Origin of the sequence: Streptomyces sp. NPDC088745 (assembly GCF_044751045.1) — a bacterium.
GTDB lineage: Bacteria > Actinomycetota > Actinomycetes > Streptomycetales > Streptomycetaceae > Streptomyces > Streptomyces cremeus.
Genome location: NZ_JBIVLB010000011.1, coordinates 277,911 through 294,793 on the forward strand (window position 1 = coordinate 277,911; position 16,883 = coordinate 294,793).

Here is a 16,883-nt window from a genome sequence, read left to right on the forward strand (position 1 = left end):
CGTCACGTCCACTCGGCTCAACCGTCGCCCTCGCGGGCGCCGTTGCCTAGGCCATGGTGCCCGATGGACGGGAGGGGGATCGCGCCATTGTCCGCAGGGGCCCGGTCCCCGGCGGGATCCATCCGGCGCGGCGGCCCGAGCAGGGCCGACTCCGAGGGGTCCGGTGCGGTGGTGACCCAGTGGCGCTCGGGGCCGTCGGCGCACCACAGGGTGACCCCGTCGGCCAGACCCGGCAGGGTGCCGCGCTCCGTGGGGGAGAGGGCCAGGAGGCGCCCCAGGTGTTCCGCCTCCTGCGGGGAGACCCGCTGCACGCCCACCAGCGCCGCGTTCCGCACCAGCCCGGGAGCCACCGGGCTCAGATAGGGCAGCAGCGTCAGTACCGACTGCCAGGGCGCGGGCGCCACCCGCCCCCGCGGCGGCCGCATCCCGCAGTCCCGTACGACCAGCACCGGACACCCCTCGTCCGCGCCCGCCGCCGGCACCCGCCCCACCCCGCACACCTCCGCGCCGGCCGCCTCCGCGACCCCCGCCCACAGCCCCGCCCGGCCCGTCTCGACCACGACCCGCACCCCGCCCCGCGCGGCCCGCAGCGCCAGGACCTGCGCCGTCCACACACCGCCGATCAGCACCACGTCGTACGGAACGGACCGGTGCGACCCGAGCAGCAGCAACCGCCCCCGCGCGTCGGCCCCGACGGGAACACCGTCGCCCCCGACCGGCAGCCCACGGCCGAAGGAGGCGCGATTCCGGCTGCCGCGCGCCCCGAACAAGCTCCTCACCACGCACCCCCGAGCGGCAGCGTGGCCCGCAGTCCGGGAAGCTGTTCCCAGTCCATCCGTACGAGATCCAGTCGCGCGGCCCGGAACCCGCGCGCCAACTCCTCCCGTACACGGTCGAGTTCGGACTCCTCCGCGCAGGTGACCCGCACGTGCCCCTCGGCGCCCGCCCTCCTCACGCCCACCCCGCCCACCACTCCCCGAGCCCTCCGGTGCCGCAGCGTCAGGCTCACCGTGGCCGCCACCGCCGCCTCCCCGGGCAGCGCCGCGGCGAGCGCCACGGCATCCCGCGGATCACCCCCGAACGCGTACACGGTGTGCGCCCGCCCCTCGCCGCACCAGGCCCGTACGGACTCCTCGCCGCCCACCGCGAGCCCCGGTCCGCCGCACCGCGCCGCGCCCAGCGCCGAGTCCAGTCCCGGCTGGTCCAGCACCGTGGCCCGCAGCCCGTGCACCTCCGTCAGCCGGCTCGCCACCTGGTCGGCGGCCCGCACCAGACACCGCTGCGCCCCGCCGGGCCCGCCGCCGCGCGCGGCCACCGCCTCCGGGCACAGTTCCGGCTCCAGCCGCAGCGCCACCCACGTCGCCCGCACCACGGGCGCGCCCCCGCCCGCGCGCGTGCCCCCGGCCGTCCCCGCGCCCCGGACCGCAGCCGTGCCCGCCGCCGCGCCCCGCACCTGCTGCACCACCTGCGCCGACGCCAGGACGACGTCGTCCACCTCCAGCGCCCCGGCGAGCAGGTCCCACGGCAGTTCCGCCGCGCCGTCCGCCGGGCGCAGTCCCGCGTCGGAGACCTCGACCCGTACCACCGCCGTCAGGAACGTCCCGTCGCCCACCATCCCGACCTCCCGGGCCCCCGCCGGTCCGCGCCGCCTCTCGTACGCGTACCGGTCGAGCCCCGCACAAGCGGAATCCCCGCGCCGCCGCCGGGCCCGGAACGCGGCCGCCACCGCCAGCCACCCGAACACGCTCCGCCCGCCCCGGCGCAGCACGACCAGCGACACTCCCGCCGCCCCGGCCGCCACCCCCGGCACGGTCCAGGCCGGGCCGCCCGCCGCACCTGCCGCGGCCACCGCGACGGCGCCTTCGCAGAGCACCAACTCCCGTACTCCGAAAGACCTGTTGAGCCCGCGCACCCTCGTCCCCATCGCCGTACCGCCTCCTGCGGCCGTAACCCCCGCTTCCGCACGGGAGTTGACGGAGCGTTCACCCTATCCGAGCTGTGAGTGACCGAATTCACGGTTCGGGGCGGCGGGGGAGGGGTCCGAAAGCGGCGACCGGGGGAGAGTGGCGGCGGTCCGATGGCATCACGACGGGACGAACTCAACGCGTACGTCTTCGCGAAGCGGAGGCTGGTCGCACAGTTCCTGCGCCCCACTTCGACCGGCTCGGACGAGGGCGCCCCCCGCCCACTGCGAGCCGTTCTGCCGGGGGTGCTGGCGGGGGCGGTGGGACTGGCGGGGTTCGGGGTGTGGGGGCTGCTGAGCCCGGCGGCGCCACCGGGCTGGCAGGCCCCGTATGCGAACGTCATCGTCGCGAACCCGTCCACCACCCGTTACGTGGTGCTGCGGACCAATGGGAAGGCGCAGCTCCACCCCGTCCTGAACATGGCGTCCGCCCGGCTCCTCGTGGACACGCAGGGCAGGAGGGGCCAACTCGTCATCAGGGTCGCCGATCGGCTCATCGACGAGGAGGAGAAGCTGCCGCGCGGCCCCGCCGTCGGCATTCCGTACGCACCGGACCGCCTGCCCTCCCGGAGGGAGGCGACCACCCCCAAGCGCTGGGCGGCCTGCGACCGTCCCGTGCCCCGGGGCGAGGACGTCCGGACGGCGGTCTTCGTCTTCTCGGCACGGGACGAGGGCAAGCTGAAGCGGCCCCGACTGCTGCACGGAGGCCAGTTGTTGTACGTACGGAGCACGGCCGAGGGGGGCGGGCACCACGTGGTGGACGCCACGGGCACGGCCTACCCCATCGACCACACGGACGGCCTGCTGCTGAGGCTCGTCGTGGGCAGCGGGAGGGCGCCGCAGCCGGTTTCGCGCGAATGGCTCGACACGCTCCACGCGGGTAGCCGGATCACGATGCCCCCGGTGCCCGGAGCCACCCGACCCTCCCGCGTCCGCCAACTGCCGCCGCAGGCACGGCGGATCGGCACGGTCCTGCAAGCCCGCGAGGGCGGGAAGCGCCAGCGGTACGTCGTCCTCGCCGACCGGATCGCACCCGTCACCGATTTCGTCGCCGCGCTCCTGCTCGGCAGCGACGCGCTCAGGGCGATCCCGCAGACCGAGCCCATCGCGGCCAGGATCCCCTCCACGGGCGCCTGGTTCCGCCCGTACGGAAAGGGACGGTGGCCCGACTTGGCCCCCGCCGCCCGCCCCGCCTCCGCCACCGTCTGCTCCGTCCTGCACTCCGTCGACAGGGCCACCGGCCGGACCACCCTCGGCGTCTGGTCGGGCCCCGGCTTCCCCCGCCCCCTCCCCGGCCCCACCACCCCCTCCTACGTCACCCCCGGCTCCGGCCAGCTCTACCGCCAGTTCACCGGCGACCGGACCGACGTGGGCCCCGTCTTCCTCGCCACCGACGCGGGCTTCCGGCACAGCATCCAGACCAGGGGCGGCGCCGAACCCGGCGACACGGGCCACCGCGACGGCCCCGACCCCGCGGCGAAGGGCGCGGCGAAGGCCGCGGTGGACCTCCTCGGCTACTCCGACGCCTCCTACATCCCGGTCCCCAGGGCCTGGTCCTCCCTCCTGCCGACCGGCCCCCGCCTGTCGACCGGCGCGGCGGTGCAGGTGCAGGGCCCGTGAGCCGCACCCGGAACACGTACCGGGGCACGGCGCTCCGCTGTGCCGCGACGTTCGCGCTCGCGGTGCTCTGCCTGCCGTCGGCGCAGGCGCGCGGCCAGTCGGAGGCCACGGCCGGCCAGGAACCGTGCACCGTCGGCTCCGCGCCGTACGGCGGCCGCCCCTGGTCCCTGCGACGCCTCCCGCTGAACGAGATCTGGGAGAAGTCGACCACGCGGGGCAGAGGCATCCGTGTCGCCGTCATCGACACCGGCGTGGACGCGCGGCACCCCCAGCTCCGCGACGCGGTCGACCCGTCCCGCGGCCGCACCCTCCCGCTCCGGGGCGTTCCCCGCGGCCCCGTCACCAACGGCACCCACGACGAGGTCGGCCACGGCACCGAGGTCGCCGGGATCATCGCCGCCCGCCCCCGCCCCGGCACGGGCTTCGTCGGCCTGGCCCCGGAAGCCACGATCATCCCGATCGACCAGAACGACGCCCGGGGCGGGGGCACCCCGGCAACCCTGGCGCAGGCCATCGAGCACGCCATGGACCAGAACGCCGACATCATCAACATCTCCCAGGACACGGCCGACACCACGGACCCGCCCGGCCTGGAACGAGCCGTGCGGGCCGCCCTCCGCGACGACATCGTCGTCATCGCCTCCGCCGGCAACAGCGGCTCCGACGGCACGGCGAAACGCACCTACCCCGCCTCCTACGACGGCGTCCTCGCCGTCGCCGCCGCCGACCGCGACAACGAACGCGCCCACTTCTCCCAGACCGGCGACTTCGTCGGCATCGCCGCCCCCGGCACGGACATCGTCTCCACCTTCCCCGGCGGCGGCCACTGCACCGACAGCGGTACGAGCTTCTCCGCCCCGTACGTCGCCGGACTCGCCGCCCTCCTCAGGGGCAAGCACAGGGGCTGGACCGCCGCACAGGTCGTCACCCGGATCCAGCAGACCGCCGAACGCCCGTCCCCGGGCCCCGACGCCCTCCTCGGCTGGGGCGTCGCCGACCCCCTGCGCGCCCTGACCGACGACGCCCGCCCCGCCGCCGGGCGTGCGCCCCGCGCGCGGACGCCCGACCCGCTGCACGCCCCCAGCGGCGAAACACCGCAGGAACGGACCGTACGCCTGGCGGTGTACGTCGTGACCGCCGGCGCGGTGGCGCTGGCGACCCTGACGGGCACCGCCGTGGCGGTACGGGACGCGAGGCGTCGCAGGAGGACGCCGCAGGACCCGGGAACCTGACGCCACCCGCCGAACGGCAGTCGCAATACGCCCCGCGCCCCTGCCCGCAGGCACCGGCTCGCCACCCCGATCACCGCTCCTGACCAGCCACTTGGCCGCATCCGCCACTCCGGTCCGATGGCACGCTCAACCGATCGGCACCACCCCGACCTCCGGGACGAAAGGAGCCCCGTGCGCGACGGAGACCGCACTCCCGCACCGGCCGCCCCCACCGCACCGGCCGCCCCCACCGCACCGGGGGGCGGCCTCGGCGGCGACCTCGCCCGGGGCGCGGACGCGCTGCGCCGCTTCCGCACCCACGTGCACACGCTGCTCGCCACGTTCGAGGACGGCCCGGCGGGCCCGGGAAGGCCGGCGGCCCACCGCCTCACCCGCGCCGACCTGGGCGCACCCGGCACCCCCTTCCCGGAGGCCGACGACCTGCACGCGCAGTACCGCCGTGCGCACCTGGGCCTGGTGAAGCTCTCCCGCTCCCTCACCGAACAGATCGAGTACCTGTCGATCGCGGTCCATGGCGCGGAGATCGGCTTCGACAACCTGGAGGAGGACCAGCGCCGGCGCTTCTGGTCGATCCGGTCCCGTACGGAACACGAAGGGCGGGCCGACGCATGACGAGCGGCTTCGAGGACCAGCCCCTGAACACGATGATCGACCTGGTCGACGCAGCGAACCCGCGCGCGGTGGCAGGCGCGGCCCTCGCGCTGACCGAGGTGCGCGCGGCCTTCGCGGACATGGCGGTCGAACTGCGCCGCCGCCTGGACGGAGTGGCGTGGAAGGGCGAGGCGGAACGGGAGTTCCGCCGCTTCGGCGCCCGTCTGGCCGACCACGCGGACGACCTGGGCAGGTACGCGGGCATCGTCGCCGGCCAACTGGAGGAGGCCGCCGGGGGCCTGACGTCGGTACGGAACTCCATGCCGCCGCGGAGCACGGCCCCGGACGGGGGCCTGCCCGGCGGACCGGCGGAACCGCACCGGCAGGAGGCGGTGAACCAGCTCAACCGGCTGGCCTCCTTCTACGCGGTGGCGGGCGCGAACCTGGCCTCGGCGGAACCGCCCGCCTTCGTCCCCGACCTGCGGGCAGACGTCCCGCGACCGGCCTCGCCCGGAACCGCCGCCGCGCCTTCTGCGCCGACGGGCGCGGGCGGTGCGGGCGGCATGGGCGGTCCGGGTAGTGCGGGCAGTATGGGCGGTCCGGGTAGCGCGGGCGGCGCGGGTGGTTCGGGCAGCGGTCCCGCCGCATCGGCCGACCTCTCCGGAACGGTCCCGTCGGCCCCCCGCACCGCCCCGCACGGGTCCGCCCCGGCCTGGGGCGAGGACGCCACCCGGGACGACCTGACCTCCGCGGGCCCACCGCACCCGGCAGCCCCCGCACCGCTCGCCCCGGCCACGCCCACCGAGCCCGCGCCGCCGACGGCCATGGAGCTCAACAGCGTGTCCCCGGGCGCGCAGCCGGCCTCGCCGCCGGCCGCGTCCGCCCAGCCACCGGGCCCCGCCCCGGCCCCGGCACAGCCGCTCCCCGGGGCGATCTCCGGAGGGGTCGCCGTCCCCCTGCTGACCCGCGCGGTGCCTTCCGGGTACGGAACGCCCTCGTCCCTGCCCCCCACCGGCGCCCCCGGCTTCGCCGCGACCCCGGCCGGGGGCAGCGGGCCCGCCCCGGCCGCCCCGCTCCCGCGCGCCCTCCCCGGCATCCCGGGAATCACGGGCGGCATCCCCGCGCGAACGGCGACGCCCACCCCTCGCCCCGCCTTCACCCAGGGCGGCGCGGGCCTGGTGCGCTCCCGGTCGGCCGTCGCCCCCCGCACCGGCCGCCGCACGACGCCGCCGCCCCGGGCCACCGAGGACACCTCGACCTGGACCGCGGGCCGGCCCCCGGCCACCCCCGCGGTCATCACCGCCCCGGCGGACCCCCACCCCCCGCACTGAGGAGGAGACCCCACCCATGGCAGTCCAGAAGGTCAACGGAGTCGCGCTGGCGCAACTCCAGACGGAGCTCAACCAGAACTTCCAGAGCGTGAAGGGCCAACTCCACGCGCTGCACGCCACGATCGACGCCCTGGAAGGGCAGTGGAAGGGAATCGGGGCGGGCGCCTTCAACACCAAACAGGCGCAGATCAACCAGAACATGGTCCGCATCGGCAAGCTCCTCCTGAAATTCCAGGAGGCGATCGAAGCGGCCCGCACGATCTCGGGAAACACGGAGGACGACGTCCTCGCCGCGATGCGCGGAATCGACGTGGCCCCCGGCTACCAGGGAGGCGGCACCACACCCCCCGCACCCCCTTCCTCGTTCTCCCGCTACTGACCCACCGGCCCCCACCCACCCGATCCAACCTTGAGGAGCACCGCCATGCCCGCCAACGACGGCACCATGCTGGTCACGTACGCGGCTCTGGACGACGCGGCCCGCGCGATCCAGACCCAGGCGAACCGCCTGGACCAGAGCCTCGAGGCCATCAGGACGAAGATCTCCGCCGTCTCCGAACTCTGGGCCGGCGACGCCCGCGAGGCCTACAACACGGCCCAGGCCCAATGGGACCGCGAGGCGAAGGCCATCCACACCTCCCTCCTCCAGATCTCCCGCGCCGTCCAGAACGCCGCGCCCGCCTACCGCGAGGGCGACCGCAAAGCCGCCCAGGGCTTCCTGTAGGCGGAACCACACACGAGCGCCCCCCGTCCCGGCACCGGGGCCGGGGCGCTCCGCCGTGCCCCGGCCTCAGCCGCCCGCTCCCACGCGTCCCCCCTGCTCCACCCATCCCGTCTGCACCAACGCCGCCCCCCTCCGCCGGGACACCGCCACCCCGCGCCCCACGGGCAGCGGTCTCGGCCGTACCCCGGCGAACACCTCCCCCTCATTCGGATCGCCGGACAGCACCACCCCCTGCGCCCCCAGCTCCACCATCCGCTGCACGAACGGCTCATAGGCCGCCCTGCTCGCCCCCGCCGTGTTCCGCGCCAGCACGAACCGCACGCCGACGTCCCGCGCGAACGGCAGCAGCTCCACCAGCGGCGCCAGCGGATTGCCGCTCGACGTGGCCACCAGGTCGTAGTCGTCCACCACCACGAACACCGTCGGCCCCTCCCACCAGCTCCGTTCCTTCAACTCCCGCGCCGTCACGTCCGCCGACGGGGCCCGCCGCCGCATCAGTTCGGCCAGCGCCTCCACGTGGTGGTCCATGGAGTGCGACATCGGCACGTACTCCGCCAGATGCGACGGGGGAGCGGCGCCGAGCAGTCCCCGCCGGTCGTCGATCACGAAGAACTTGCAGTCCTCGCCCGCGTACCGCTCGCTCAACTGCCCGATCAGCAACCGCAGCAGATTCGTCCTGCCCGACTCGCCCTCCCCGAACACCAGGAAGAACGGGTCCCGTTCGAAGTCCGCGAACACCGGTTCCAGCCGGTCCTCGTCCACGCCGAACGCCACCCCGTCCCCGGGCCGCTCCCCGCCGCCCGGCAGTTCCCGCGCGGGCAGTTCCCTCGGCAGCAGACGTACGCGAGGAGCCCGCGGAACGTCCGCCCACCGCTCCCGGACCTCCCGTACGAGCGCGGCGGTGGCCGCCGCCAGCCCCTCCGCCGACTCCACCCCGTCGCAGCGCGGCACCGCCCCCATGAAGTGCAGCTTCTCGGGGGTCAGACCGCGCCCCGGCACCCCGGCCGGCACCTGGGCGGCGGCCTTCCGGTCCAGCTCGGAGTCCATGACGTCACCGAGCCGCAGCTCCAGCCGGTTCATCAGCAGGTCCTTGAGCTGGCCGCGTACCTCCATCGACCGCGAGGCGGTCAGCACCACGTGCACCCCGTACCCGAGCCCCCGCGCCGCGATGTCGACGACCACCGGCTCCAGGGCCTCGTACTCGGTACGGAAGTTCCCCCAGCCGTCCACCACCAGGAACACGTCCCCCCACGGCTGCGCGGCCGCGGCCCCCTCGCCGCGCGCCCGCATCGTCCGGCAGGTCGCCACGGAGTCGATGCCGGCGGCCCGGAAGAGCTCTTCGCGGTCCGCCAGCACCCCGTGCACCTCGGCGACAGTCCGCCGCACCCGCTCGGGGTCGAGCCGCGAGGCGACACCCCCGACGTGCGGCAGCCCGGCGACGGCCGACAGCCCGCCCCCGCCGAAGTCCAGCCCGTAGAACTGCACGTCCCGCGGCGAGTGCGTCCACGCGAACGCGGCCACGAGCGTGCGCAGCAAGGTCGACTTCCCGGACCGCGGCCCGCCGACGATCTGCATGTGGCCACCGGCCCCGGAGAAGTCCCGCACCAGCACGTCCCGCCGCTGCTCGTACGGCTTGTCGACGTACCCCAGCGGTACGGTCAGGGCGCCCGCGGCCCCGAACGCGTCGAGCGCCGGCGGAGAGTCCAACGGCGGCAGCCACACCTGGTGCGCCCCGGGCCCCCGCCCCTCCAGCCTGCGCACCACCACGTCCAGCACGGACTCCCCGAGCGCCTCCTCCGTACCTCCCCCGGGCGACCGCGCCGGCGGGGGAACCGTGCCGACGCACCCGTCGGCGCCGTCCGGCGTGTCCCCACGCGTACCGTGCGCCTCCGGCGCCCCGCTCCCACCCCGCGCCGAGCGCGCCTCCGGTGCCGCGTCCCCGTCCCGCACGTCACCCGCCCCCGGGTCCACCCACCCCGCTGTGAACCGCACCGGCCCCCGCCACTGCCGAGCCCCGGCCCCCGGCCCCGTCCCGGCGTCCCCCGCGTCCGCCCCGCTCCGGTACGGCCCGGAGACGTACGCGGCCTTGAACCGCACCAGCTCGTCCGTCCCGTGCTTGAGGTACCCCGACCCCGGCACGTTCGGCAGCCGGTACGCGTCCGGCACCCCCAGCGCCGCCCGCGACTCCGCAGCCGAGAAGGTGCGCAGCCCCACCCGGTACGACAGGTACGTCTCGAGGCCGCGCAGCCGCCCCTCCTCCAGCCGCTGCGACGCCAGCAGCAGATGAACCCCCAGCGACCGGCCGATCCGCCCGATCTGCACGAACATCTCGATGAAGTCCGGCATCGCCGTCAGCAGCTCGCTGAACTCGTCGATCACCAGCACCAGCGACGGGATCGGCGCCAACGGCGCCCGGCCCGCCCGCACCCCCGCCGCCCGCGCCCGCTCGTAGTCGTGCACGTTCGCGTAGTTGCCCGCGTCCCGCAGCAGCTCCTGCCGCCGGTTCAGCTCGCCCCGGATCGAGTCCCCCATCCGGTCCACCAGCGACAGGTCGTCAGCCAGATTGGTGATCACCGCCGCCACGTGCGGCAACCGCGCCATCCCCGCGAACGTCGCCCCGCCCTTGAAGTCCGCCAGCACGAAGTTCAAGGTCTCCGACGAGTGCGTGACCGCCAGCCCCAGCACCAGCGTCCGCAGCAGCTCCGACTTGCCCGACCCGGTCGCCCCGACACAGAGCCCGTGCGGACCCATCCCCTCCTGCGCCGCCTCCTTCAGATCCAGGAGTACGGGAGCACCGTCCTCCCCGACCCCGATCGGCACCCGCAACCGGTCCGCCCGGGGCCGCGCCCGCCAGGTCCGCGCGACCTCGACCTCCCCGGCGTCCCCCAGCTCCAGCAGATCGGTGAACTCCAGCTCCGCCAGCAGCGGTTCACCCTCGTCGACCCCCACCGGGGCCCGCAGCGGCGCGAGCTGCCGGGCCAGCGCCTCCGCCGCCGCGACCTCGAGGGCGTCCGGCACGCCCTCGTACACGACCGCGCCCTCCGCCCGCCCCGACTCCAGCCGCAACGCTCCTTCCCGTACGACCACGGACAGCGCACCCCGCGCGTCCTCGTCGCCCAGCTCCCCGGGCACGACCTCGACCACGGTCACCCCCTGGAGCCCGTCCGCCGAGGCCAGCGCACACCCCGGCACAACCGTCACGCCGTCGAGTACGACCACCACGTGCGGCCGCTCCACCAACGGCTCCCCGTCCGCCCGGAAGCGGGGCCGCCCCTCCAGCACCCCGCCGAGCAGTTCCTCCAGCTCCCGCACCCCGCCGGCCACCAGCCTCCGGCAGCCGGCGCCGTCCTCCGCGACCGACACGTCGCGCGCCTGCGCGTGCGGCAGCCACTTCACCCATTCCCACTCCGCCGCGGCCCGCTCGCCCGCCGCGACCGCGACCACCAGGTCGGCGGGGGAGTGCAACGCGCCCAACTGCCCGACCACGGCCCGCACCTCGTCCCGTGCGCGCTCCTCGTCCCCACTCACCGTCACGTGGTAGAAGGCCCGCAACGACACGGCCATCGGCAGATCGTCCACCGTGCTGTGCACCGCCAGAAACCGCTTCAGCGCCCCCGCCGTCAGCGGCTCCAGCTCATCGACGGGCGCGGTCTCCGGAGCCTCCAGGGGAGCGGCGAGCGCCTGACTCCCCAGCCCCACCCGCACCTGCACGAAATCGGGGTCGCCCACCCGCCGCTCCCACACCCGGCTGCCCTCGGCCACGAGCGCCCAGAGCTGCTCCGGAGCCGGATGCACGAACAACTGCACGTCCCGCTGGGTCCGGGCGATCTTCCGCACGGCCCGCCGCGCCTGCGCGAGGTGCCTGAGGTAGTCACGCCGCAGATCCGCCAACTGCCCCTGATTGCCCCGCCGGTGACGCACCATCATGGCGATCGCCATGGTGACGGTGGAGGCGATCATGAGCCCGCCCATCACCATCATGATCGTCTGCTTGCCGAGGAACAGAAAGACCACCGACCCGCCCATCCCGAGCAGCGGCAGGAGCTGCATCAGCACCCCCTCCTGCTGCCCGCGCGGCAACTCGGGCGGCGGCTGCACCCGCACCTGCTCGGCCGGGGAAACGGGCGGCAACACCCGAGGCGGACGCTTCACTACAACCTGACCCACGATCCCCGATCCCCTCACCGAACAGCCGTATGCCCCCCAACCCCCCTCAACCGCCCGCGAACCCTACTGCCCCGCCCCCACCCCTCGGGCGATGCGCTCATTCCTTCTTCCCCGTCCCCTTGTGCGTCGCAGGCACCCTGCCGCCCCCGCTTCCTTGGGTTTTCGCAGCCGCCCTGCCACCCCCGTTTCCTTGGGTTTTCGCAGCCGCCCCAAGGGGACGAGGGGGCACCCCTTGCTTGAGCGAAGCCGAGAGCTTGGGGGAGGGCGGGCAAGGGGGCGGCCCTTTCCGCTCCCGGCCCACCCGGGTGCCGCTCCTGCCCAAGCGCCTGCACCGGCCACACGTCCACCAAGGCCCCGGACTCGCCCCGTCCCCCCGCAAGCTCCCGGCGCCCCCGCACCCTCCCCGCCCCCACCCCCGTTGGACCAACGCCCCCTCACACCCCCACCCGAAACATCCCCACCCGAAACACCCCACCCGAACATCCCCCGAAAGGAGACCCTCCCGTTGCCCACCACCCCGACCCAAACCCCCACCCCCACCCAAACCCCGGCCCAAACCCCGACCCCCACCTCACCCCCACCCCACCCCCCGACCCCCCTCCGCCGCCTCACCCTCACCACCCCCACCGCCCGCATCGACCTCGCCCTCCCCGCCGACCTCCCCCTCGCCGAGCTCCTCCCCGAGATCCTCCGTCTCTCCGCCCCGCGCCCCACCCCCTACGCCCCCGTCGGCCACCACCTGGTCCGCCGCGACGGCACCCCGCTGGACAGCTCCCGCACCCTCGCCGCCCAACGCGTCCTCGACGGCGAGATCCTGGCCCTGCGCCCCTACGCGGAGTCCCTCGCCCCGCCCGTCTTCGACGACGTGTGCGACGAGGTCGCCGCCGCCGTCGCCCGCGACCGCACCCTCTGGAGCGACCAACTCACCCGCCAAGCAGGTCTGTTCGCCGCGTCCGCCCTCCTCACCCTGCTCGCCTTCACCCTCTGGAGGGCGGCCCCCGCCCACGGCCTCCCCGCCGCCCTCGCCGCGGTCACCGCCGTCCTCCTCCTCGCCCTCGCCGCCGTACGCACTCGGGTGTACGAGGACCAGGGCGCCGCCCTCGCCCTCGGCCTGCCCGCGCTCGCGCACACGGCCGTCGCCGCCACCGCTCTCCTGCCGCCCACCCCCGGCCAGGGCCCCGGCCGCCTCCACCTCCTGCTGGCCTGCACCGCCGTACTGCTCGCCTCCGTCCTGCTGGCCCTGGCCACCCCCACGGCGGAACCCCGCACCCCGGAGGGGACCTGCCCCGCCCCGCACTCCCTCGCCGCCGCCCCCTTCCTCGCCACCGCGACCGCCGCCGCCACCGGCCTGCTGCTCACCTTCACCGGCGCCCTCGCCGGCCTCGCCCCCGCCCGCACCGCCGCCCTCGGCGTCCCGCTCCTGGTGGGCGCCCTCGCCTGCCTCCCCGGTCTCGCCGCCCGCTTCGCCCACCTCCCCGTGGGCTTCGCCCCACCCCGTACAGCCGTCACCCCCGACGCCCCCGCCCCGACAGCCGACGCGAACACGCATCCCACCCACCCCGGCGGCGGCCCGGACCCCGTCCCCCTCGTCCACCGCACCCACCGCGCCCACGCCCTCCTCACCGCCCTCGTCGGCGGCTGCGCCCTCACCGCCACCGCCTGCGCCGCCGTCCTCGGCTTCTCCGGCGGCCTCAGCGCCCAGCTCCTCGCCCTGGCCCTCGGCATCGCGTTCCTGACGCGCGCCCACCTCTTCCGCCACACCGCCCAGGCCGCCTGCACCCTCGGCGCGGGCCTCGCCGCCCTGCTCCTGCTCGGACTCGGCCTCGCCCTGCACCCGCCGCACGCCGGCGCCCCCGACCTGCGCACGATCGTCATCGCGGCAGGCACCGCCGCCACCGCCGCGGCCCTGACCGCGATCGCGCTGATCGTCCCCAAGAAGGGGGTCACCCCGTTCTGGGGCCGCTTCCTGGAGCTCGCCGAGGGCTGCGTCCTGCTCACCCTCGTCCCGCTGTGCCTGGCCGTCTTCGATGCCTACCGCACCCTGCGCGGCCTGGGCCCGAGGTAGCCCTGGCGAGGCCCGCACAAACCGCCTGGTACTCTGACCTACGGCCGTTTGTGTACGCGCCCGTCGGAGTCTCCCCGGAGCTCTGGGGGCTGCGCCCAGCGGATCCCCGCCTCCCGAGTAACGGAAGCTCCCCTGAGACCAAGACCAGGGGCACTCGGTGGCAGTCACTTCACTCACGAGGAGTACGCATGGCTCTCGACGCCGCTGTAAAGAAGCAGATCATGTCCGAGTTCGGCCAGAAGGAGGGCGACACGGGCTCTCCCGAGGTCCAGGTCGCCATGCTTTCCCGTCGCATCTCGGACCTGACCGAGCACCTCAAGACGCACAAGCACGACCACCACTCCCGCCGGGGTCTGCTGATCCTGGTCGGCCAGCGTCGTCGCCTGCTCCAGTACCTCGCCAAGAAGGACATCCAGCGCTTCCGTGCGCTGGTCGACCGCCTCGGCATCCGCCGCGGTGCGGCCGGCGGCGCCAAGTAAGACGCCACGAAGGGAGCGGTTCCCGCCTACTGGGGCCGCTCCCTTCGCCGTACGTACGGAGCTCACGGAGCTCGTACGTGCACGACGTACCGGTCGCCATTTAGTCTGGTACGCGGAACACCCGCAGTACCGCTGCGAGCGCAGCACCGCTGCCCAGCAGCACCGCACGACGAACGAGAACGAAGAAGCAGCACAACGAAGCAGCGAGAAGCGGCGCAGCCCAGCCCGCCGGTCCTCGGTAGTGGCCCCCGGAGAAACATGACCCCGGGTGCTTCGATCGAAGACCGGCCCGCACCACGGAGCGCGCCCTTCTCCGCCACCGTCCCTCACCACACGGGTGCAGGAGACGAAGACGAGGAGAAAACGCTAGTGGAGAACGAGACCCACTACGCCGAGGCCGTCATCGACAACGGCACTTTCGGCACCCGCACCATCCGCTTCGAGACGGGCCGTCTGGCCAAGCAGGCCGCCGGCTCCGCCGTCGCCTACCTGGACGACGACACCATGGTGATGTCGGCCACGACCGCCTCCAAGCGCCCCAAGGACCAGCTCGACTTCTTCCCCCTCACGGTGGACGTCGAAGAGCGCATGTACGCCGCCGGCAAGATCCCCGGCAGCTTCTTCCGCCGCGAGGGCCGGCCCTCCGAGGACGCGATCCTCACCTGCCGCCTGATCGACCGGCCGCTGCGCCCCTCCTTCAAGAAGGGCCTGCGCAACGAGATCCAGATCGTCGAGACGATCATGGCGCTCAACCCCGACCACCTGTACGACGTGGTGGCCATCAACGCCGCGTCCTGCTCCACGATCCTGGCGGGCCTGCCCTTCTCCGGCCCGATCGGCGCCACCCGCGTCGCCCTGATCAAGGGCCAGTGGGTCGCGTTCCCGACGCACACCGAGCTCGAGGACGCCGTCTTCGACATGGTCGTCGCCGGTCGCGTCCTGGAGGACGGCGACGTCGCGATCATGATGGTCGAGGCCGAGGCCACCGAGAAGACCATCCAGCTCGTCAAGGACGGCGCCGAGGCCCCGACCGAAGAGGTCGTCGCCGCCGGTCTGGAAGCCGCCAAGCCGTTCATCAAGAACCTCTGCAAGGCCCAGTCGGACCTCGCCGCCAAGGCCGCCAAGCCCACCGGCGAGTTCCCGGTCTTCCTCGACTACCAGGACGACGTCCTGGAGGCCCTCACCAAGGCCGTCAAGTCCGAGCTCGCCCAGGCGCTCACCATCGCCGGCAAGCAGGAGCGCGAGGCCGAGCTGGACCGCGTCAAGGACATCGCAGCCGAGAAGCTGCTCCCGGCCTTCGAAGGCCGCGAGAAGGAGATCTCGGGTGCGTACCGCGCGCTGACCAAGAAGCTGGTCCGCGAGCGCATCATCAAGGACAAGGTCCGCATCGACGGCCGCGGGATCACGGACATCCGTACCCTCGCCGCCGAGGTCGAGGCCATCCCGCGCGTGCACGGCTCCGCCCTGTTCGAGCGTGGCGAGACCCAGATCCTGGGCGTCACCACCCTCAACATGCTGCGCATGGAGCAGATGCTGGACACCCTCTCCCCGGTGACCCGCAAGCGCTACATGCACAACTACAACTTCCCGCCGTACTCCGTCGGCGAGACGGGCCGCGTCGGCTCCCCCAAGCGCCGCGAGATCGGCCACGGCGCGCTCGCCGAGCGCGCGATCGTGCCGGTCCTGCCGACGCGCGAGGAGTTCCCCTACGCGATCCGCCAGGTCTCCGAGGCGCTGGGCTCCAACGGCTCCACCTCGATGGGCTCGGTCTGCGCCTCCACCATGTCGCTGCTGAACGCCGGTGTGCCGCTCAAGGCCCCCGTCGCCGGCATCGCCATGGGCCTCATCTCCGAGGAGATCGACGGCAAGACGCACTACGTCGCGCTGACCGACATCCTCGGCGCCGAGGACGCGTTCGGCGACATGGACTTCAAGGTCGCCGGTACGAAGACCTTCGTCACCGCCCTCCAGCTCGACACCAAGCTCGACGGCATCCCCGCCTCGGTCCTGGCCGCCGCGCTGAAGCAGGCCCGTGACGCGCGTCTGCACATCCTCGACGTGATGAACGAGGCCATCGACGTTCCGGACGAGATGTCCCCGAACGCGCCGCGCATCATCACCGTCAAGATCCCGGTGGACAAGATCGGTGAGGTCATCGGCCCCAAGGGCAAGATGATCAACCAGATCCAGGAGGACACCGGCGCCGACATCACGATCGAGGACGACGGCACCATCTACATCGGTGCCGCCGACGGCCCGGCCGCCGAGGCCGCCCGCGCCACGATCAACGGCATCGCCAACCCGACCATGCCGGAGGTCGGCGAGCGCTACCTGGGCACGGTCGTCAAGACGACCACCTTCGGCGCGTTCGTGTCGCTCATGCCGGGCAAGGACGGTCTGCTGCACATCTCGCAGATCCGCAAGCTCGCCGGCGGCAAGCGCGTGGAGAACGTCGAGGACGTGCTCGCGGTCGGCGCCAAGGTGCAGGTCGAGATCGCCGAGATCGACTCCCGCGGCAAGCTCTCCCTCATCCCCGTCATCGAGGGCGAAGAGGGCGACGACGACCAGAAGGACGACGCCTAAAAGTGACGTCGAGCAGTTCCGCGGCGACGGGCCCCCCCCCCCCCGCGGGGGGGGGCCGCGCCCCGCCCCCCCACCCCCCCCCCGGGGGCGCCCGCCACCGGCCCCCCCCCCGGCCCCCCCCCCCCCGC

The 16,883-nt window shown here is 74.3% G+C and carries 12 protein-coding genes; 9 read left to right on the forward strand and 3 right to left on the reverse strand.

The features are described 5' to 3' along the window. Positions 1-17 precede the first annotated feature (17 nt). On the reverse strand, positions 18-779 hold the full coding sequence (locus ACIP93_RS26875; RefSeq protein ID WP_401762372.1) for a hypothetical protein: 762 nt from the start codon (positions 777-779) through the stop codon (positions 18-20). Further along, entirely contained in the window at positions 776-1,924 is a 1,149-nt protein-coding gene (eccE, locus tag ACIP93_RS26880) for a type VII secretion protein EccE (RefSeq protein WP_401762374.1), read from the reverse strand. Before eccE ends, ACIP93_RS26875 begins: the two co-directional genes overlap by 4 nt. 153 nt (positions 1,925-2,077) lie before the next feature. Here eccE and eccB point away from each other — a divergent pair, with 153 nt between their 5' ends. From eccB to ACIP93_RS26910, 6 genes are all read left to right on the forward strand, one after another. Continuing rightward, positions 2,078-3,583 carry a type VII secretion protein EccB gene (gene eccB / locus ACIP93_RS26885; protein WP_401762377.1) on the forward strand — a complete coding sequence of 502 codons (1,506 nt, stop codon included), beginning with the start codon at positions 2,078-2,080 and terminating at the stop codon, positions 3,581-3,583. Continuing rightward, entirely contained in the window at positions 3,580-4,815 is a 1,236-nt protein-coding gene (mycP, locus tag ACIP93_RS26890) for a type VII secretion-associated serine protease mycosin (protein WP_401762380.1), read from the forward strand. The genes eccB and mycP overlap by 4 nt, the downstream gene beginning before the upstream one ends. A gap of 171 nt (positions 4,816-4,986) precedes the next feature. Beyond that, positions 4,987-5,427, forward strand: a complete 441-nt coding sequence (locus ACIP93_RS26895; protein WP_401762383.1) for a hypothetical protein — start codon at positions 4,987-4,989, stop codon at positions 5,425-5,427. Next, a complete protein-coding gene (locus ACIP93_RS26900) occupies positions 5,424-6,737 on the forward strand; it encodes a hypothetical protein (protein WP_401762386.1) in 1,314 nt (437 codons plus the stop codon). Before ACIP93_RS26895 ends, ACIP93_RS26900 begins: the two co-directional genes overlap by 4 nt. A 16-nt stretch (positions 6,738-6,753) precedes the next feature. Beyond that, positions 6,754-7,116, forward strand: coding sequence for a WXG100 family type VII secretion target (locus ACIP93_RS26905; RefSeq protein ID WP_345220149.1), 363 nt, complete (start codon positions 6,754-6,756; stop codon positions 7,114-7,116). Positions 7,117-7,161: 45 nt separating this feature from the next. Then, positions 7,162-7,461, forward strand: coding sequence for a WXG100 family type VII secretion target (locus ACIP93_RS26910; protein WP_345220150.1), 300 nt, complete (start codon positions 7,162-7,164; stop codon positions 7,459-7,461). Between the two features lie 66 nt (positions 7,462-7,527). Here ACIP93_RS26910 and eccCa read toward each other — a convergent pair whose 3' ends face one another. Further along, positions 7,528-11,628: a type VII secretion protein EccCa gene (eccCa, locus tag ACIP93_RS26915; protein WP_401762391.1), complete on the reverse strand. Its 4,101-nt coding sequence runs from the start codon at positions 11,626-11,628 to the stop codon at positions 7,528-7,530. 505 nt (positions 11,629-12,133) lie between these two features. Here eccCa and eccD point away from each other — a divergent pair. From eccD to ACIP93_RS26930, 3 genes are all read left to right on the forward strand, one after another. Continuing rightward, positions 12,134-13,693 (forward strand): type VII secretion integral membrane protein EccD, encoded by a 1,560-nt coding sequence (gene eccD / locus ACIP93_RS26920; protein ID WP_401762394.1) that lies wholly within the window; start codon positions 12,134-12,136, stop codon positions 13,691-13,693. A gap of 188 nt (positions 13,694-13,881) precedes the next feature. After that, complete coding sequence (gene rpsO, locus ACIP93_RS26925) at positions 13,882-14,172, forward strand: 30S ribosomal protein S15 (RefSeq protein ID WP_185034549.1); 291 nt, start codon at positions 13,882-13,884, stop codon at positions 14,170-14,172. Positions 14,173-14,541: 369 nt separating this feature from the next. Continuing rightward, positions 14,542-16,755 carry a polyribonucleotide nucleotidyltransferase gene (locus ACIP93_RS26930; protein WP_380837817.1) on the forward strand — a complete coding sequence of 738 codons (2,214 nt, stop codon included), beginning with the start codon at positions 14,542-14,544 and terminating at the stop codon, positions 16,753-16,755. The last annotated feature ends 128 nt before the right edge of the window (positions 16,756-16,883 follow it).